18 protein-coding genes are annotated in these 18,880 nt (G+C 64.2%); 14 read left to right on the top strand and 4 right to left on the bottom strand.

Annotated features, from left to right (window positions below; genetic code table 11):
* Positions 1-51: 51 nt before the first annotated feature.
* From BraRD5C2_RS30485 to BraRD5C2_RS30470, 4 genes are all read left to right on the top strand, one after another.
* On the top strand, positions 52-432 hold the full coding sequence (locus BraRD5C2_RS30485) for a hypothetical protein (RefSeq protein ID WP_223974851.1): 381 nt from the start codon (positions 52-54) through the stop codon (positions 430-432).
* A gap of 277 nt (positions 433-709) precedes the next feature.
* Entirely contained in the window at positions 710-1,366 is a 657-nt protein-coding gene (locus BraRD5C2_RS30480) for a DUF2865 domain-containing protein (protein ID WP_223974849.1), read from the top strand.
* A 297-nt stretch (positions 1,367-1,663) separates the two neighbouring features.
* Complete coding sequence (locus tag BraRD5C2_RS30475; RefSeq protein ID WP_223974847.1) at positions 1,664-1,948, top strand: HdeA/HdeB family chaperone; 285 nt, start codon at positions 1,664-1,666, stop codon at positions 1,946-1,948.
* 25 nt (positions 1,949-1,973) lie between these two features.
* Complete coding sequence (locus BraRD5C2_RS30470; protein WP_223974846.1) at positions 1,974-2,267, top strand: HdeA/HdeB family chaperone; 294 nt, start codon at positions 1,974-1,976, stop codon at positions 2,265-2,267.
* 343 nt (positions 2,268-2,610) lie between these two features.
* Here BraRD5C2_RS30470 and BraRD5C2_RS30465 read toward each other — a convergent pair whose 3' ends face one another.
* Both BraRD5C2_RS30465 and BraRD5C2_RS30460 read right to left on the bottom strand, forming a co-directional pair.
* Positions 2,611-4,800, bottom strand: a complete 2,190-nt coding sequence (locus BraRD5C2_RS30465; protein WP_223974989.1) for a putative bifunctional diguanylate cyclase/phosphodiesterase — start codon at positions 4,798-4,800, stop codon at positions 2,611-2,613.
* 352 nt (positions 4,801-5,152) lie between these two features.
* Positions 5,153-5,632 (bottom strand): GNAT family N-acetyltransferase, encoded by a 480-nt coding sequence (locus BraRD5C2_RS30460; protein ID WP_223974845.1) that lies wholly within the window; start codon positions 5,630-5,632, stop codon positions 5,153-5,155.
* A 196-nt stretch (positions 5,633-5,828) separates the two neighbouring features.
* On the opposite strand from BraRD5C2_RS30460, the gene mepA reads away from it, so the two are divergent.
* The 6 genes from mepA (at position 5,829) to BraRD5C2_RS30430 (ending at position 11,080) form a co-directional block, all read left to right on the top strand.
* Positions 5,829-6,776 carry a penicillin-insensitive murein endopeptidase gene (gene mepA / locus BraRD5C2_RS30455; RefSeq protein WP_223974844.1) on the top strand — a complete coding sequence of 316 codons (948 nt, stop codon included), beginning with the start codon at positions 5,829-5,831 and terminating at the stop codon, positions 6,774-6,776.
* Positions 6,777-6,979: 203 nt separating this feature from the next.
* Positions 6,980-7,489 carry a hypothetical protein gene (locus BraRD5C2_RS30450; RefSeq protein ID WP_223974843.1) on the top strand — a complete coding sequence of 170 codons (510 nt, stop codon included), beginning with the start codon at positions 6,980-6,982 and terminating at the stop codon, positions 7,487-7,489.
* Between the two features lie 206 nt (positions 7,490-7,695).
* Entirely contained in the window at positions 7,696-8,481 is a 786-nt protein-coding gene (modA, locus tag BraRD5C2_RS30445; RefSeq protein WP_223974987.1) for a molybdate ABC transporter substrate-binding protein, read from the top strand.
* Between the two features lie 2 nt (positions 8,482-8,483).
* Positions 8,484-9,179, top strand: a complete 696-nt coding sequence (modB, locus tag BraRD5C2_RS30440) for a molybdate ABC transporter permease subunit (RefSeq protein ID WP_223974842.1) — start codon at positions 8,484-8,486, stop codon at positions 9,177-9,179.
* Between the two features lie 2 nt (positions 9,180-9,181).
* Positions 9,182-9,853: a molybdenum ABC transporter ATP-binding protein gene (gene modC, locus BraRD5C2_RS30435; protein WP_223974841.1), complete on the top strand. Its 672-nt coding sequence runs from the start codon at positions 9,182-9,184 to the stop codon at positions 9,851-9,853.
* A gap of 93 nt (positions 9,854-9,946) precedes the next feature.
* Entirely contained in the window at positions 9,947-11,080 is a 1,134-nt protein-coding gene (locus BraRD5C2_RS30430) for a hypothetical protein (RefSeq protein ID WP_223974839.1), read from the top strand.
* Between the two features lie 167 nt (positions 11,081-11,247).
* On the opposite strand, the gene BraRD5C2_RS30425 is transcribed toward BraRD5C2_RS30430, so the two are convergent.
* Positions 11,248-13,041, bottom strand: coding sequence for a potassium/proton antiporter (locus BraRD5C2_RS30425; protein ID WP_223974838.1), 1,794 nt, complete (start codon positions 13,039-13,041; stop codon positions 11,248-11,250).
* 343 nt (positions 13,042-13,384) lie between these two features.
* On the opposite strand from BraRD5C2_RS30425, the gene BraRD5C2_RS30420 reads away from it, so the two are divergent.
* Together BraRD5C2_RS30420 and map are read left to right on the top strand one after the other, a co-directional pair.
* Complete coding sequence (locus BraRD5C2_RS30420) at positions 13,385-14,701, top strand: mechanosensitive ion channel family protein (RefSeq protein WP_223974837.1); 1,317 nt, start codon at positions 13,385-13,387, stop codon at positions 14,699-14,701.
* 168 nt (positions 14,702-14,869) lie between these two features.
* Positions 14,870-15,694, top strand: coding sequence for a type I methionyl aminopeptidase (gene map, locus BraRD5C2_RS30415; protein ID WP_092122802.1), 825 nt, complete (start codon positions 14,870-14,872; stop codon positions 15,692-15,694).
* 15 nt (positions 15,695-15,709) lie between these two features.
* On the opposite strand, the gene BraRD5C2_RS30410 is transcribed toward map, so the two are convergent.
* Positions 15,710-16,429: a DNA-3-methyladenine glycosylase I gene (locus BraRD5C2_RS30410; RefSeq protein WP_223974836.1), complete on the bottom strand. Its 720-nt coding sequence runs from the start codon at positions 16,427-16,429 to the stop codon at positions 15,710-15,712.
* Between the two features lie 119 nt (positions 16,430-16,548).
* On the opposite strand from BraRD5C2_RS30410, the gene radC reads away from it, so the two are divergent.
* Both radC and BraRD5C2_RS30400 read left to right on the top strand, forming a co-directional pair.
* Positions 16,549-17,262 (top strand): RadC family protein, encoded by a 714-nt coding sequence (gene radC, locus BraRD5C2_RS30405; RefSeq protein ID WP_223974835.1) that lies wholly within the window; start codon positions 16,549-16,551, stop codon positions 17,260-17,262.
* 65 nt (positions 17,263-17,327) lie between these two features.
* Positions 17,328-18,689 carry a prenyltransferase gene (locus tag BraRD5C2_RS30400; RefSeq protein ID WP_223974834.1) on the top strand — a complete coding sequence of 454 codons (1,362 nt, stop codon included), beginning with the start codon at positions 17,328-17,330 and terminating at the stop codon, positions 18,687-18,689.
* Positions 18,690-18,880 lie beyond the last annotated feature (191 nt).

Here is an 18,880-nt window from a genome sequence, read left to right as displayed (position 1 = left end):
AAGTGGAACTGCATAAAGAACAACGATCGCCGTGGGGCGGGGAGCGGGGCCATGTCACAGATTCGCAAAGCTTTTTTAGGCGCTCTCGCGACCGCATTGACGATCGGCGCCGTGCAATTCGCTTCAGGTCACGACCTCGGAGACCGCTGGCAGGCGGCCTCTGAACAGCCAAGGCACATCGTCAATCGCGTCGGCAAGGCAGATCATCTTGCTGCCCCCAAGCCGTTCGCAGTCCAGACGAAAACGGTTTCTCTGCGCTTGGACGATCAAGCCGATACCTCGGTCCTAATCCGTATTCCATTTGCGCAAGTCCGCATCACCAAGACGCCGCTGTGGAATCAGAGCCGTAAGCCGACAGTCGCCTGCGAGCCCATGGTGAGCGCGCTCACGGAAGTCGCAAGGCTCCTGCAGCCCGGCCGTTGCGTGACCTGATCAACTCAATCCGCTTTCCGGGGTGAGGCGGATAGGTCTGTGAAGCGCTTTGATGTCGTGCTTTGACCCGAACCGGAATTCGGTCGGTTTCAATGCGCCGCGAACTCCGGGGGACCACGGCTCCGACGGCGTCCCATAACGGCCGAAATGTGGCGCTTGCCATGCTCACTCGCCTATTTCTTTCCCCTCCTTCGCCCAGCTTAGAGCGCGTTTCGTATCCACGATTGCCACGAGCACACTTAGTGCAGAGAGTTCGTTGCGTCCGGTGGAGCAAGCGATGCATACCGAACTGTCCTTTCAGCGCAAGCTGCGCCGCATGTTTGTTGCTGTCGCCATCGTTGGCCCCGTGGCGCTGGCGCCGGAAATGAGTGCCGCTGAAGGCTTGCTTGATTTCTTTTTCGGTGGCGGCCAGAAGCAACAGCAGCAGACCTCGTCTTTCAACAACAATCCGCAATCACCACCGCCGCGGCCGGTCGTCGTAAGCGCGGGACCTGCCTTCTGCGTGCGCAGTTGCGACGGCAAATATTTTCCGCTGATGCGCGGCGCGGCCTCGCCGGCGCAGATGTGCCAAGCCTTCTGCCCGGCAAGCCCGACCAAGGTTTTCTTTGGCTCCAGCATCGACAGAGCCTATGCCGCAACTGGCGAACGATACGCCGATAGCGAAAACGCCTTTGCCTATCGGAAGGCGCTGCGCGCCGATTGCACCTGCAACGGCCACAATCCCGCCGGTCTTGCGTCAATCGATCTCGCGATGGACGGGTCGTTACGCTCGGGCGACGCGGTCGCTACCGCTGACGGGCTCGTTGCCTATTCCGGCATACGGGTCGGCAACGACCAGAACCCGGATTTCACGCCGTTAGCGTCTTCCGAGTTGACTCGCACGCCACTTCCGGCAGCGACCATCACGCCGAAGCCGGTGCCCGCACGCGACTAGCGCGTAGATGCGGATTGATGTTGCAGTCACTGTCCGACGATCACATCTTGCGAAGCTTCTTCCGGTGTTGGCCCAAGGCCGAAGTTTTACCCGTCCGTCAGCACGTCAGCTAATTTGGGCAGAGCGGATGCCGCCCGGCTTGATCGCCATGGGCCGCCTTTGACCCCAAGCGGACTTCTGTTGACCTAGATCAACATGAGCGGGCACGAGACTCCACTTCCTTGCGTCCATGTGGCCGCGGCCCTCTCCACGATCCCGGGTAGATCAGCATCAAGGACGACCCCGATGAGATGTAGATTGATCAGTCTGACGTTTGCTGTCTCGATAGTTCCAATCGTTGCGAATGCGCAGGTAACCATTGATATGGGCAAGATCATATGTAGCCAATATCTCGCTATGCCGCAGTCACAGTCGGATAAATTTTCTGCCTGGATGAGCGGCTGGTTCAGTTATCAGAACAGCAGGACTTTTGTGGATCTTGCTTTGCATCAACAAAATATCGCCAACGTAAAGGCATGGTGCCAATACCATCCGGCGGAAAGCGTTATGTATGGCTTGCAACAATCGGTAGGCAAAAATTGACGGCCCGGGAGTTTGGAGGATCGTTATGAGATGCAGGACTCTTGTCGCTTCTGCGATTTTGATAGGCGCGGCCTCAGCGCCGGCCTCGGCTCAGATCAAGCTGGACATGAACAAGATCACTTGTGGAAATTGGCTAGGATACGGTTCAGCAGACCAGGATTTCGTAAGGTATTTCATGAGCGGCTACTATAGCGCGGCCGCAAAAAATAATGTCTTGGACTACGACCGCTTGCAAAAGAATTCGGAAAAAGTTGCCGCCTATTGCAAAAAGCACAAATCCGACACGCTGCCGACCGCCATTCAAAAAAGCGCCAGCTAGATTTTGGACCCCGACGGGCGCCGCCGCCGGAGCCTTCGCCGGCGACATTGCCACGCCTCGACCGAGAGTTGAACGGACCACCGGAAACTGCGCAACCGCCTCCTTATCGTTGCGCGCATAACCGTGCGTCGGTTCAGTACGTCTCCTTTTGGCCCTTTGCGGACATTCACTCGCGCATCGTCGATGTCTGCTTTTGAGGCAACCAGGACCTCGCCATTCCCGCGCTCGCGCGTACCGGCTTTTATGAGTACACGCCCTGGATGGATTGCGTCGCGGAGCCTGTCATCCGGCGGCGCTTCGCGCCGACCGGGTGGCTCGCAATGACGCGGTGAAGGCGGCTTCGCTACGCCGCCGTGGCCACGCGCTGCGCCTTCAGCAGGCTGATCACCTCGGCGTTCGGCCGCGCGCGGCTGAACAGAAAGCCCTGGCCTTCGTGGCAGCCCTCGGCGCGCAGGCAGCTCAGCTCCGCCTCGGTCTCGACACCCTCGGCGGTGATGGTGACGCCGAGCCCCACGCCGAGGCTGACGATCGAACGCACGATCGCCTGCGCGTCCGGGTTCGCGCCGAGGTCGCGCACGAACGACTGGTCGATCTTGATCTTGTCGAACGGAAAGCTGCGCAGATAGCTCAGGCTCGAATAGCCGGTCCCGAAATCGTCCATCGACATCCGCACCCCGAGCGCGCGCAGCGCATGCAGCGTCGCCAGCACCTGGCTGCTCTTCTCGAGCAGCAGCGTCTCGGTGATCTCGAGCTCGAGCCGCCGCGCCGGCAGGCCGGATTGCCGCAAGGCGTCGGTGATCAGCGCCAGCAGATTGCCGGTGCGGAATTGCAGCGGCGACAGATTGACCGCAACGCGGACGTCGTCGGGCCATTGCGCCGCGTCCATGCAGGCGCGATGCAGCATCAGGGAGCCGAGCGGATTGATCAGGCCGGTCTCCTCGGCCACCGGGATGAACTCGCCGGGCGAGATCATGCCGCGCTCCGGATGCGGCCAGCGCACCAAGGCCTCGAAGCCCGTGATGCGTCCGCTGGTGAGATCGACCAACGGCTGGTAGTAGGGCCGCAGGCCCTCATTCTGGATTGCATCGCGCAGATCGATCTCGATCTTGCGGCGGCTCTGCGCCCGCGCATCCATCTCGGCTTCGAAGAAGGAAAAGGTGCCGCGGAATTCGCTCTTGGCGCGCGACAATGCCATGTCGGCGCTCTTCAAGAGCTTTTCGGAATCCTCGCCGTCGCCGGGCGACATCGCGATCCCGATGCTGGCGCCGACCACCACCGAATGGCCATCGAGCAGATAGGGCTCGCCGATCGCATCCAGGATCCGCCGCGCCAGCAGCACCGCATCCTCGGGCCGCATCACGCCGCCCTGCACGATGGTGAATTCGTCGGAGTTGAGCCGGGCCAGCGCGTCTTCCTCGCGCAGCGTCGAGCGCAGGCGTTTGGCGACCCCGCGCAACAGCTTGTCGCCGATGCCGTGGCCGAGCGTGTCATTGACCGCCTTGAAATTGTCGAGCCCGAGCATCAGCACTGCGACCTTGTCGGTCGAGCGGCGGGTGTGCTGCAGCATGTCTTCCATCTGCTGGCGCAGCAGATTGCGGTTCGGCAGGCCGGTCAGGCTGTCGTGCTGGGCCATGAAGGCCAGCCGCGCCTCGGCGCGCTTGCGTTCGGTGATGTCCATCAGCGCGAGCAGCATCGCCGGCTGGTCGCCATGCATCAGCTGGCGCGAATAGATCGCAAGGTCGATCAGCGTGCCGTCGGCGCGCACATGCTTCCAGGTCCGCGCCGCTTGCTCGTCGCTGCTGCGGCCTGCGGCCCAGGGCAGCTCGGCATCGAACGCCTGCAGGCTCTTGATCGTCATCCTCTCGAATTCGGCACGGACATAGCCGTAATGCGCGATCGCGGCATCGTTGACCGCGAGAATTTTCTCTCCGTCGAGCGCGCACAGGATCATCGGCACCGGGTTGCCGTCGAACAGCAGGCGGAACGACGCCTCGCGCTGCTTCAGTTCGGTGATGTCGACACGCAGGCCGACGATGCCGCCATCCGAGGTCAGCCGCTCCTCGATCAGCACCACGCGGCCATCGGCCAGCACCTGCTCGTGCCGCTCGCCCGGCTGATACATCCTCTCGAGCCGCTCGGCGATCCACTCTTCCTCGCGCCCGGCGGCCTCGGGATAATCGCCGCGCGCGACGCCGATGCGGATGGTGTCTTCCAGGCGCGCGCCGTGCTCGAATAGGTCGGAACTGCGCTTGTAGATTTCCGAGTATTTCTTGTTCCAGAGGGTGTAGCGGCCCTCGGGGTCCAGGAACACGATGCCTTGCGGCAGGATGTCGATCGCCTCGCGCAGCCGCGCATTGGACCTGCGGGCCTCGACGATCGCGGCATCGGCCTGCGCGCGCTGGCGCACCAGTTCGCCGATCTCGACGGCGGTGCGGCGCGAACTGCCGCACACCTTCGGCATCGGCCTCACCCGGCGGCCCCCTGGGCCTGACAGTTTGGCCTGCTTCGGCTTCTTGATCTTCTTCGGCCGCATCATCGCTATCGCACGCCCCACGCGCATTCCAGTTCGGTGACATTTCTGCGATAAGTGTCTGAAAAATTGGTATCTCTCGGCGAATAGCTGCGCTGCCTGAGAAAGCCGTAGCTGCCCGCTTTGCAGGCGAGCTCACGCCGGATGCGAGTAGCTTGCGGTGCGCACGCGGCGAACAGCGCAGATTTGCGGCGTGGACCCGCCGGAGCGTGGTGAAGAAAGCGTAAATCGGCGCACCACTGCACAATGAACGCGCCGGATGCGGCTCAAGCGCACGAATGTTTGTCAGCGCGTGACAGGGTTATCGCAGGGTTAAGGCAGCACGTGCAATGACGAGAGGACTTCCGATTGCGGGTTATAGCGGCTTGACCATGCGGATCGTCTCCGAACGAAAACCACCGCGCTCATAAAAATCAACCGCGCGTCGATTGTCGGCGAACACATCGAGACTGAGAAACCGATACAGCATTTCGCGTGCCCAATCCTCGGCATGGCTCATCAGCAATTTGGCGATGCCCTGCCCCTCGGCCTGTTCGGTAAGGGCTAGGATCGCGACATAGCCACATACCTCGTCGGTTACGCCATCCTTTCCGGGCTGCATATGGATGTAGCCCAACCGCACATCATCGTCCGACACGGCGATGAGTGTCCGGGAGTGTTCGACGGCCTGATTCACGGTGGCGGCCGTGTACCGGTCTTGAAACTGTTCCATCGCTTCCAAGCCATGCCACGCGGGACCGGGGACGCCTGAGAGACGAGGAGACAATGCGAGAAGAAAGTCGCGGTCCGATTGGGTTGCCTCTCGCACTCGAACCGAACCTGTGCCAATCGGCATTACATTCTCCCACTATGGCGCTAGCGAAAGCCAGAGGAGTTACAACAGATCGGTCCGTCAGGCCACCGATACGCATTGCTGCAAGGCGCGCGTCTTGCAAGCTCGATCCGCCTTGTGGGCGATCAAGCAAATGGGATGAAAGCGCGGTTCGCCTGCGTCGAATCCATGTTAGCCTTGCGCAGACAGAGTGATCCGAATGACACCCCGCCTGCGTCTGATCCCGCTCCTGATCTCCACCCTCCTCGCCTGCACCATCTCCGCGCGTGCGCAGGACAAGGGTTCGCTCAATCCGCAGCCATTGCCGCCGCTCGCTAACCCTAACGATCCAACGATCGGGGCGAAGCAGCTGTTCGCGCGCAAGGTGCTGCCGGCGGCAATGCCGACCCAATCGATCGGCGGCTATACCAAGGGCTGTCTCGCCGGCGCCGCGCAGATGCCGCTGAACGGCGACACCTGGCAGGTGATGCGCCTGTCGCGCAACCGCTATTGGGGCCACCCCGACATGATCGCGCTGCTGAAGCGGCTTGCGGCCGGCGCGCACAAGGACGCCGGCTGGCCCGGCATCCTGGTCGGCGACATCGGCCAGCCGCGCGGCGGCCCCGCGCTCTCCGGTCACGCCAGCCACCAGATCGGGCTCGACGCCGACATCTGGCTGACGCCGATGCCGGATCGCAAATTGTCGCGGGAGGATCGCGAGGAGATGTCAGCGGTGATGATGGTGCGCGACGACCGGCTCGATATCGATCCGCGCGTGTTCACGCCCAGTCATGTGCTGGTCATCCGCGACGCGGCGCGCGAGCCTGCCGTGCAGCGCATCTTCGTCAATCCTGCGATCAAGAAAGCGCTATGCCGCCAGGCCAAGGGCGACCGCAGCTGGCTGTCGAAGATCCGGCCGTGGTGGGGCCACGACTACCACTTCCACATCCGCATGCGGTGTCCGTCCGGCAGCCCCGCATGCGAGGGGCAGAAGCCGCAATCGGAGGGCGAAGGCTGCAAGCCGTCCGACCTTGCCTACTGGTTCAAGGACTCGGTGCTGCATCCGAAGCCTCCGCCGAAACCGCCGAAACCGCGTCCACCGATGACGCTGGCGCAGATGCCGGCGGAGTGCAAAACGGTGCTGAACGCAGCCGACGCCAAGCAATAAGCATGATCCGGAAAAGTGCGAAGCGGTTTTCCGAAAAGATCATGCGAAAGCAAGAGGCCAACGCAATAACATCTTTGTCAGGCGGCTTTTCCAGCCGGCTCGAACTGCGTTATGATCCCGCGTCGTCGCGCCGTAAGCGCGTTCGAGCGATGGATCGGGGCCGCTGATCTCTTTTCATCCGTCACAAATGCATTGGACCAGTCATGCGCAAATCGCTCCTCGCCGCATCGCTCCTGTTTGTCTCAGTTCCCGCCTTCGCGGCGGAAGAGCCGAGCGGCTGCGACAAGTTCAAATGGTCGATCGACCGCGCACGCGCCGCGCTCAGCGCGCCCGATCGCGCCAAGCTGGCCTCGGGCAGTGAGCAGACGGCAGTACCGTCGACCGCGATCACACTGGCGCTGGTGGCCCCCGCCGACGCCAAACTGCCGAGCCCGCCCGAGCGCGCACCGAAGGACGGCACCTTTGCCGGCTTCACCAGCTTCAAGGCGGCACCGAAAGCCGGGCTCTATACCGTCAGCCTGTCGGCCGGCGCCTGGGTCGACCTGGTGCAGGACGGGCACTTCCTGAAGCCGAAGGCCTTCAGCGGCGCCACCGATTGCGACGGTATCCGCAAGACCATGAAATATGACCTCGCTGCCAGCCCCTTCGTGCTGCAGGTCAGCGGCTCCAAAGAGAACTCGCTGTCGATCGCGATCCAGCCGTCGGATGAATAGCGCGACCAGTTAGACAAACGGTCGCCTTTACCGTAAGTCCCAGCCTGCTATGTTTGCAGTGCGATATCCCTGAGGACCGTAAGTCCTTCGGGAAGCAGCGGAACAGCGCTTCCGTCCGTCGCGCCCAGAACCCACCCAACGCCTGGTTTGCGCGCGCCCGTTCGTGCGCGAGCTCGCACGGAGCGCTTTCCATGTCACGACTTTCGATTTCAAGGCTTGCCGGACTTTTCACTGCCTTCGTCATCCTGCTCGGCGCGATCCATTCGCCCGCGCGCGCCGAAGACAAGACGCTCACCGTCTTTGCCGCCGCCTCGATGAAGAACGCGCTCGACGAGATCGATGCGGCCTATACCGCCAAGACCGGCGTCAAGATCAGCGCCAGCTATGCCGCGAGTTCGGCATTGGCAAAGCAGATCGAGCAGGGCGCGCCGGCCGACGTGTTCGTCTCCGCCGACACCGACTGGATGGACTACGCGATCAAGCAGAAGAACATCAATGAGCCGACGCGGGTGAACCTGCTCGGCAATTCGATCGTGCTGATCGCGCCGAGGGATTCCATGATCAGCAATGTCAACATCGGTCCCGGCTTCGATCTCGCCAAGCTCGCCGGGGACGGCAAGATCGCCACCGGCGACGTCAAGGCGGTGCCGGTCGGCAAATACGCCAAGGCCGCGCTCGAGAAGCTCGGCGCCTGGCAGGCGGCGGAGCCGAAATTCGCGATGGCCGAGAGCGTGCGCGCGGCATTGACGCTGGTGGCGCGCGGCGAAGCCGTGCTCGGCATCGTCTATTCGACCGACGCCAAGGTCGAGCCGGGCGTCAAAATCGTCGGCACCTTCCCCGCCGACACCCATCCCGCGATCATCTACCCGGTTGCGGCGACCACGACCGCCAAGCCCGAGACCGCTGACTATCTCGCCTTCCTGCGCTCGTCGGCGGCGAAGACGATCCTCGAGAAATACGGCTTCAAGTTCCTGATCAGCCCGACGACCTGAGCGTGTTTGATATCTCGCCGACCGAATGGACGGCGATCCTGCTGTCGCTGCGGGTCGCCGTCATCGCAACGCTGGTGGCGACCCCGTTCGGGATCGCGCTCGCCTGGCTGCTGGCGCGACGCGATTTCTGGGGCAAGTCGCTGCTCGATGCTGCCGTGCATCTGCCGCTGGTGCTGCCGCCCGTCGTCACCGGCTATCTGCTGCTGCTGACCTTCGGCAAGCGCGGACTGGTCGGCGGCTGGCTGGCCGATCACCTCGGCATCGTGTTCGCATTCCGCTGGACCGGCGCGGCACTCGCCTGCGGCGTAATGTCGTTTCCGCTTCTGGTGCGCCCGATCCGGCTTTCGATCGAGGCGGTCGACCGCCGCCTCGAGCAGGCCGCCGAGACGCTCGGCGCCGCGCCCTGGCGGGTGTTTGCAACCGTGACGCTGCCGCTCGCGCTGCCGGGCGTGCTGGCCGGCATGGTACTCGGCTTTGCCAAGGCGATCGGCGAGTTCGGCGCGACCATCACCTTCGTCTCCAATATCCCCGGCGAGACCCAGACCATTTCGTCGGCGATCTACTCGCTGATCCAGACGCCTGACGGCGACAGCGCCGCGGCGCGGCTCGTGATCATCTCGGTCGTGCTCGCGGTCGGTGCGCTGGTCGCCGCCGAAGTATTCGCGCGCCGCGCCACCGCGCGCCTGCACGGACAATAGCGATGCTGCGCGTCGACATCACCAAGCAGCTCGGAGAGTTCTCACTCACGGCCGCGTTCACCAGCGAGGGCCGCGTCACCGGCCTGTTCGGCGCGTCCGGCTCCGGCAAGACGTCGCTGATCAACACCATCGCCGGGCTGGTGCGTCCCGATCGCGGCACCATCGTGATCGACGGCGAGACGGTCGACGACACCGCGGCCGGCATTCACATCCCGACATATCGCCGCCGCATCGGCTACGTGTTCCAGGATGCGCGGCTGTTTCCGCATCTCGATATCAGGCAGAACCTCGATTACGGCCGCCGCATGAACGGCCTCACGGAAGATCCTGCGCAACACAAACGCGTCGTCGATCTGCTCGACATCGGCGCGCTGCTCGACCGCCGCCCCGGGAAGCTCTCCGGCGGCGAGCGGCAGCGCGTCGCGCTCGGCCGGGCGCTGCTTTCCAAGCCGCGGCTGTTGCTGCTGGACGAGCCGCTGGGCGCGCTCGACGAGAGCCGCAAGCTAGAGATCCTGCCCTATCTGGTGCGGCTGCGCGACGAGGCCGGCGTCCCGATGGTCTATGTCAGCCACGACGCGGCCGAGCTTCGCCAGCTCGCCACCCAGATCGTGATGCTGCGCCACGGCCAGGTCACCGCGTTCGGCGGTGTTAAGGTGTTGACGGGCGGCGCGTAGCTGGCCGTTTTTCCGAAAGTCGGCATAAGATAGCCCATCTTGTCTGCTAGGCCCGGATCGGGACATCCGATCGGGCATGGGGAAAGGTGCACTTTGCGACTGACTGGCTGGGTATTGCTGCTGATCGGCGGGCTGTTGTGCGCCACGATTTCGTGGGCCGCGCTGGGCTTCCTGCTGATGGGCGTCGGCCTGATCTCGCTGCAGGTCGCCGAGCGCCGCCGACGCCCCGGTGATGACGCCGTCCCGGCCGGGGCTGGAGGATTTACCCCGCCGCGTCTCAGTGCCGGGCTACAGCCGCCGACCCTCGACCCCGTCACTGGCCAAGACACTGGCCAGGACACCGGACCGCAGCGCCAGCCGCGCCGGGTGGCCTGGCCCGAGAGGAACGGTGATGCGCCCTATGACCGGCAGTATGACCGGCAGGCTTGGTGCCGGCTGGTCGAAAGCGATCCCGATCTCGCCCAGCTTGCCAAGGTGCTGGCCGATTACGGCCCGCAATATGTCGATGAGCTCGCGGCCAGCTATCTCGCCGCCCCCGACAAGAGCCGCTTGGGCGCGATCGTCGACGGCATCATCGCGCGCGCCCGCGACGGCCAGCCGGCCCCGCCGCCCGCGACGGTCGAAGCATCGCAGCCACCGCCGCTGCCGTTCCGGCCGGAGCCAAGGCAGGTGGCCGGCCCTGCCGCCAGGCCGGCGACTGCGCCGAGCAATCCCGCCGATGCGCTGGAAGCGTCCCTGCTCGCCACGGTCGAGGAGGCTTCCGCCAGGGTCGCCGCCGAACGCGCGGGTCTCTTCAAGCCTGCCAAGGGGCCGGGCAAGGAGCCTGGCAAGGCCACCGACAGCCGGCCGTCGACAGCGAGCCAGCGGGAGCCGCTGTTCGGCCGCGCCCCCCGGGACGCAAAGCCCGCCGCGCCGCCGCCGTTGCCGGCAGAGACGCCCGCCGACCTCGAAGCATCGTTGATCACCGCCATCAGCGAGGCCGCCGCCAGACGGGCGGACGCATCCAAGCCGGAGCCAACACCGCCGCCTGCGAAGACACCGCCAGCAAAGACACCGGCCGACAATCTCGACGAGACGCTGCTTGCGGCGCTGGCCGAGATATCCGGCCAGAAGTTCAAGGACGAGCCCACGACGGACGCTGCGTCCAAGGGCCCGCCGGCCGACGACGGCCTGTCCGACATGATCAAGAAGTTCGCCCCGGATTCGAGCTTCCTGCGCAAGCAGTGACGGCGCCGGTCTTATTCCGACGCGTTTTCTTCACGCGAGCCGGCATTCACTTCGCTCGAAAACGCGCTAAAGCGCGATGAGATTAGGTTGAATCGTCATCGCGCTTTAGCTCCTTGTTTGAGCATGATCTTTTCGGAAAACCGCTTCGCACTTTTCCGGATCATGCTTCAGACGCCGGCGACCGACGCCCAGATATCGGCGAGCTTGCGGCGAACGGTCTGCATCCGCGTCTGCGGTGCGACCTCCTCCTCTTCCTCCGGCAGGCGCAGGCCGACGACATTGACGCGGCCGCCGCTGATGCTGCGCGCCACCAGCACGATCTCGTCGAGCGCAAGCTCGGCGCCTTCCTTCGGCGCACGGTCGAGATTGACGTCGAAAAAATCCGCCAGCGTCAGCTTGGCCTGGTGCTCGTCGACCTTGACGCCGTAGATCTCGGCGAGCTCGCCGAGCGTATGCTCGCCCGACACCATGAAGTCGCCGAGCAGATGCGGATCGGGCGCGCTCGACGGCGCCATGTCGACGAAGAAGCGGTCGAGCGCCTCGGCGCGCTCCGGCGGCGCCAGCAGGTAGATGTAGTCGCCGGGCGCGACCGGATCGGCCTCGACCGGCGTCAGGATCCGCTCGTCGCGGATCACCAGCGTCGGCTTCGACCACGACGGGATCAGGCCGCGGCGGAAATACAGGCTCTTCGGCCGCACCGGATAGCCGACCAGCTGCTGCTCGAGCTGGCCGGGTAGATCCAGTTCGACGCGGCGCGGGCCGCGTTCGGCGCGCGGCAGCGCGACGTGCAGCCGCCGCGCCGCCGGCCCCAGCGTCCAGCCCTGCAGCAGCAGCGAGATGATGACGACGACGAAGGCGACGTCGAAATACAGATAGGCCTTCGACAGGCCGACCAGCATCGGGATCGAGGCCAGGAAGATCGCGACCGCGCCGCGCAAGCCGGTCCAGGCGATGAAGACCTTCTCCCGCCAGTTGAACTTGAACGGCGCAAGACAGATCAGGACCGCCAGCGGCCGTGCCACCAGCATCAGCGCAAACGCCACCAGCACCGCGCCGCCGGCGCTGGAGAGCAGCCGATGCGGCGACACCAGCAAGCCGAGCAGCACGAACATCACGATCTGGGCCAGCCAGGTCGCGGCGTCGAGGAAGGTCACTACCGAATTATGCGCGCGGGTCGGCCGGTTGCCGATGATGATACCGGCGAGATAGACTGCAAGGAATCCCGAGGCATGCACGATCTGGGAGCCGCCGAAGATCACCAGCGCCGCGGTCGTGACGAACGGCGCATGCAGGCCCTGCGGTAGCGCGACGCGATTCAGCGCGATCACCACCAGCCGGCCGCCGATCACCCCGATGATGGCGCCGAGCACGGCTTCCTGGATGAACTCCATCGCGATGTGCGCGGCCGAGCTCTGGCCGATCGAGATGAACTCGACCAGCATCAAGGTGAGGAAGATCGCGAACGGGTCGTTGGTGCCGGACTCCGCCTCCAGCGTCGCGCCGACGCGCGGGCGCAGGCGCAGGCCCTGGGTGTGCACCAGGAGGAACACCGCGGCAGCGTCGGTCGAGGCCACGACGGCGCCGACCAGAAGCGACTCGGTCCAGTTGAGGTCGAGCACATAGCGGGCGACCGGCGCCGTGATCAGCGCGGTCAGCAGCACGCCCGCGGTCGCCAGCATCATCGAGGGTGCCAGCACCGTGCGGATGCTGGCAAACCGCGTCTTCAATCCACCGTCGAACAGGATCAGCGCCAGCGCCACCGAGCCGACCAAATAGGTGGTGCGGACGTCGTCGAACTGCAGCCGGCCAGGGCCGGAATCGCCCGCCAGCATGCCGACCAGCAAGAACACCAGCAGCAAGGGGGCGCCGAACCGCAGCGCCAGCAGGCTGGACAGGATGCCGGCCATCACCAGCACCGCACCGAGCAGGATCGCTATACTGACGGAGTCGAGGGATGCCATGCGCCTTTGGAGGTCTCAAGGACTTGGGAGGTCTCAAATACTTGCAATTGCATCCTTATCGTCGCCACACTGGGACGCCAACCGATTTCTGTCCTAAGCGGCAATGTGCCCGGTCCCGTGAGCCCCGAGAACCTTTTTTCGTTCCGACAAGATCGGAACGGGGCTCTCGATTCTTGTTTTGACGCGTTTTCTTCACGCGAACCGGTGACCACTTCGCTCGAAAACGCTCTAACTCGCCCCGACACTGTGGTGTATCGATGGTCGCGTGCGCGCCATTGTGGGATTCTGGCTGCACCTTCGAATCACATTCGCCTGACCCGCGCTTCGAGTTGAGATTTTGCCGATGGACATGAGCTGGAAGGACGTCCTGGAATCGATCCAAATGGCGGCGCGCTCGGTCGGTGCCGAGATCGCTTCGCCCTGGTTCTATCTGCAGTTCGGCATCATCCTCGCCGCCGCGGGCGTCGCCTACGCCGCCGATACCGCCATTCATGCGCGGGTCAACATGTCGTCGCTGGCGAGCCGCTGGCCGCTGCCGCTCCGGCACTTTGCCCGCGTGATGGTATCGAGCGCCTCCACCGCAGTGTTCGCGGTGTTGATGGTGATCTCGCGCATCGTGATGTGGCACGCGACCTGGCCGAGCCGCAGCTATTTGATCGCGGTCTCCGCCAAGCTGGCGCTGGCCTGGCTCGTGATCCGCCTCGTGACCTCGGTGATCGACAACGCCTTCATCGTCAAACTGGTCTCGATCGCGGCCTGGGTGGTCGCCGCCCTCAGCATCATCGGCCAGCTCGACTGGGCGGCCGATACGCTGGATTCGTTCGCGGTCATCGTGGGCGGTCTGCGGCTGAGCCCGCTGCTGCTGATCAAGGCCGGCGCGGTGCTGATCCTGGCGCTGTGGCTGAGCAATATCGCCAGCAATTTCATCGATGGCCAGATCACCCGCTCGACCGACCTGACCCCGTCGATCCAGGTGTTGCTGGTCAAGATCATTCGCATCGGCCTGATGGTGATCGCGGTCGCGATTGCCCTGAGCGCGGTCGGGATCAACCTGTCGGCGCTCGCGGTGCTGTCCGGCGCCGTCGGCGTCGGCATCGGTTTCGGCCTGCAGAAGATCGTCGCCAACTTCATCTCGGGCATCATCCTGCTGGTCGACAAGTCGGTGAAGCCGGGCGACCTCGTCACCATCGGCGACAGCCAGGGCCGCATCAGCGCGATGAAGACCCGCTACATCTCGGTCGCCGCCGGCGACGGCCGCGAGTTCCTGATCCCGAACGAGGACCTGGTGACGCAGAAGGTCACCAACTGGACCTACACCGACAAGAACACGTTGGTGAAGATCGCCTTCGCCGCCAATTACGATGCCGATCCGAGGCTGGTCTGCAAGCTCGCGATCAATACCGCCACCGCCCACGCCCGCGCGCTCAAGGGCAAGCCGCCGAACTGCATCCTGACCGAATTCGCCGAACTCGGCATGAAGTTCTCGCTGACCTTCTGGATCGCCGATCCCGACGGCATGGACGGCGTGAAGAGCGACGTCATGCTGTCGCTGTGGGACGCCTTCAAGCAGGACGGCATCAAGGTGCCTTACCCGGTGCGGGAACTCCGCATCCGCGGCGGCGCGCTGCCTGTCGAGAGCGTGGTCGAGGTCTCCAGCTGACGCCTCCGCACGGCTTTTTCGGGCAAGCGGCCGCCGCTGTTCTGGATTTGGCCGAAAAATCAAGCCGTTTGAGCATTGTCCCCATGCCCAAGCTTGGCTTGCGCCGGGCGCGCCGATCATTAAATTAGGGCCTGAAATCAGCCCCTTGCCCGAAGAAACATCCCGCCCATGAGCTATATCGACGCCACCGACACCTCGCTTCGCAAGACCGGCCAGATCAAGCTGCACGGACCGAGCGGCTTTGCCGGCATGCGCAAGGCAGGCGCCCTGGTGTCGAAATGCCTCGATGCGCTCACCGACATCGTCAAGCCGGGCGTCCCGACCTCGGTCATCGACGACTTCGTCCGCAAGTTCGCCTTCGACCACGGCGCCTATCCGGCGACGCTGATGTATCGCGGCTATCGCTACTCGACCTGCACCTCGATCAATCACGTGGTCTGCCACGGCATGCCGGGCGACCGCCCGCTGAAGGAAGGCGACATCGTCAATGTCGACGTCACCTTCATCGTCGACGGCTGGTACGGCGATTCCAGCCGCATGTATGCGATCGGCGCCATCGCGCGGAAGGCCGAGCGGCTGATCGAGGTGACGTATGAGGCGATGATGCGCGGCATTGCCGCCGTCAAGCCCGGCGCCACCACCGGCGATATCGGCCACGCCATCCAGAGCTTCGTCGAGCCGCAAGGCATGAGCGTGGTGCGCGACTTCTGCGGCCACGGCCTCGGTCGCCTGTTTCACGACGAGCCGAACATCATCCATATCGGCCGCCCCGGCGAAGGCGCGCCGCTGAAGCCCGGCATGTTCTTCACCATCGAGCCGATGATCAATCTCGGCAAGCCGCATGTGAAGATCCTGTCCGATGGCTGGACCGCGGTGACCCGCGACCGTTCGCTGTCGGCACAGTTCGAGCACTCGGTCGGCGTCACCGCCGACGGCGTCGAGATCTTCACGCTGTCCGAGCGCCACGGCGAGAAGCCGTGGGTTCAGGTGTAAGCGCCCTCGACAAGGTCAATAGTCGCTCCGCGTCCGCTCGACGATCTCCTCGGGCGTGTGGTTCTCGCCGATCGACATCGCGCAGATCCGCGACAGATGCAGATAGGATAGCCCGGTCTCCTCTGCCCAGGCGTTGAACTGCGCCTGCACCTTGGCGAGATCGCGCTTCGACTTGACCTCCTCGGCTATGTCGAGCCCGGCATCACGCAGGCAGGCGACGACGTCGCGCGAGGTGACGAAGCCGTCCCAGCCGAGAAAGCGCAGCAGCATCTGCCCGGTGTTGCCGCCGAGCCGGCTGCCGCGCTTGCTCAGCAGATCGAGCAGCCCGATCTCGTCCGCTGACGGCCAGGCGCTAAGGAATTTGCCGAAGCTGCCGTGCTCGCGCGCGATCTCCTGCACGAAGCGGCCATTGTCGCGCACCGACATGATCTTGGCGCCGTTACGCACGATCCTGGTGTCGCTGACGAGCTTCTCCCAATATTCGTCCGGCTTGAACGCGAGCTTTGCCGGCTGGAAGCCGAGGAACGCGTCCTCGAAGCCCTCCCATTTGGCGTCGATCACGCTCCAGGCAAAACCCGCGCAGAACACGCGCCTGGTCATTTCGGCCAGCACGCGGTCGTCGCCGAGCTTTGCCAGTGCCTTGGCGCCCACCGGCGGCCGCAGCAGTTTCTCGAGCGCCTTCGGCCCGCCCTTGCGCTTCTCGGCACGCGAGCGGATTACCTTGAATGACGTCACGCCGCCCTCCCCTTTTCGATCTCGTTGCAGGCAACGGTAATTCGCCCGTCGCGTCGTGGCAAACCGGGACGCTGCATCGGCCCTTGCAAAACGCGGCAGGCACGGCATGGTTGTGGCCGATGCCCGCCAGACCCGACGCCAGCAACGACGACACCGACGAGACGCCGCATTATCACGGCCATCGCGAACGGCTGCGCGAGCGCTTCTACGCCGCCGGGCCGGACGCGCTGACCGACTATGAGCTCCTCGAGATGGCGCTGTTCGCCGCGATCCCGCGCCGCGACACCAAGCCGTTGGCGAAGGCGCTGTTGAAGAAGTTCGGTTCGTTCGCCGAGGTCGTGCACGCGTCGCCGGCGCGGCTGCGCGAGGTCGAAGGCGTTAAGGACGCCTCGATCAACCAGCTCAAGCTGCTCGCCGCGGCCGCGGACCGGATCGCCAAGGGCGAGATCAAGCGTAGCATCGCGCTGTCGTCCTGGAACGACGTCATCGACTATTGCCGCAGCGGCATGGCGTTCGCCGACAAGGAGCAATTCCGCCTGCTGTTCCTCGACAAGCGCAACCAGCTGATCGCCGACGAGGTGCAGCAGACCGGCACCGTCGATCACACCCCGGTCTATCCCCGCGAGGTGATCAAGCGCGCGCTGGAATTGTCCGCCACCGCGCTGATCCTGGTGCACAATCATCCTTCCGGCGACCCGACCCCGTCGCAGGCCGACATCCAGATGACGAAAGCCATCGTCGACATCGCAAAGCCGCTCGGGATCGCCGTGCATGATCACATCATCGTCGGCAAGAACGGGCATACGAGCTTGAAGGGGATGAAATTGATGTAGTCTCGCTGCATTGAGACCATCGCCATTCCCCTTTCAACCGAAGCGTCGACACGGAGAAGCCGATCATGTCGAATGGTCCCAGCGCAGTTCTCCCTTTCGACGAGATCGACGCGATTGCACGTGACGCCGTTGCAGAAGGACGGGCGGACCGCAAGCAGGCTGCATCGCAGAAGATCCAACCGCTCCGAAAGGCCCAGCGCCACCAGCCTGAGGCGGCGATGGCGTTGTTATGGATTGTCGACGAACGAAGCCTCACGAGGGAGGAGGCGGCCGACATTCTTGCAGAGATCGCCGACGCCCACGATGACGACATAGCTATCCTCTCAAGGCTCGGCATGTGCCTCGAAGCCGTCCGCGACATCGACGATCTGAATGCGCCGCCGCCGGAGCACCCGATATTTCAGACGATGGTCGCAAAGCTGGACCGCTTGTCGAAACTCAGTGAAGGGCGGCCTGAACAGGAGCAGATCCTGCGCGGGCTCGCCACGTCGGCGCGAATGACGGCGCGCCAGCACGATGCGATCGCCGAGGCCAGTCTTCGAAGACTGATCGACATCGATCCGCAAAGGAGCGCACATCACTATAATCTGGGGCTGTTCTACAAGACGCGCGGCAGGTTCGCCGAAGGCGTGGCGGCGGACCGGGCCGCTGCAAGCCTGTCAGAAGAGGCTGTCGACAGCACCGAATGGAATCTCGGCATCTGCGCCACGGGCGCTCGGGATGCCGAGACCGCGTTGGGCGTGTGGAAGCGCATGGAGCAGAAAATCGAGCATGGACGCTTTGGGTTGCCGGAGGGTGGATATCCGGGTTGCAAGGTGAGGCTTGCCGCGCGTCCGCTCGCCGAGCGGACGGCAGATCGTGATGACCCAGGCGAGGAGGAAACGGTCTGGATCGAACGGTTGTCTCCGTGCCATGGCATTATCCGCAGCGTGCTGTACGGCGATCTCGGCGTCGACTATGGCGATGTCATCCTCATGGACGGCGCCCCGATTACGCATCACACTTATGGCGAGCAGCAGATACCGGTTTTCCCGCATCTGGCAACGCTGCTGCGCCGGAATTACCAGTTCTTCGCTTTCGCAGGCACGCAGGAGACGGCACGGCAGTTGGCCGACATCAGCGAAGAGTTGGACGGGGACGCCGTGATCTATTCGCACTCGGAGAGCTTCAAGATCATGTGCGCAAATTGCTGGCGCAACCCCGATCTCGATCACGCTGAGCACGAGACAATGGAAAAGCACGTCGTCGCCGGCCGCATTGCCGCGTCCCCCGACATCGCGCCTTCGCAGCTTCTGGAGATGATCGACAAGGCGACCGCAGAACGCGGAAGCTGCCAGCTTTATGCACCCGACCTTTGCGCCGCAGCGGGACAATCGGCGCGCGAGCGGATCGACCGACGGCGGTTTGCAATGCTGACGGGCAATTAGTGCGATGGTCTTGGCAAGAATGGGCATGCGGGTTTGACGGGGATGCGGTTGCTGTAAGCCGCGCCGTCGTCCTGGCGAAAGCCAGGACCCATTGCCACCGCATTCGGTGACGGAGCAGATCGTGGCCCCGGCGTCGTGCAACAAATGAGATTTGGGGTAATGGGTCCTGGCCTTCGCCAGGACGACACCGA

The sequence above is a fragment of the Bradyrhizobium sp. RD5-C2 genome (assembly GCF_019972155.1).
In the GTDB taxonomy this organism is placed as follows: domain Bacteria; phylum Pseudomonadota; class Alphaproteobacteria; order Rhizobiales; family Xanthobacteraceae; genus Bradyrhizobium.
This window is presented reverse-complemented; position numbering and strand designations above follow the sequence as displayed.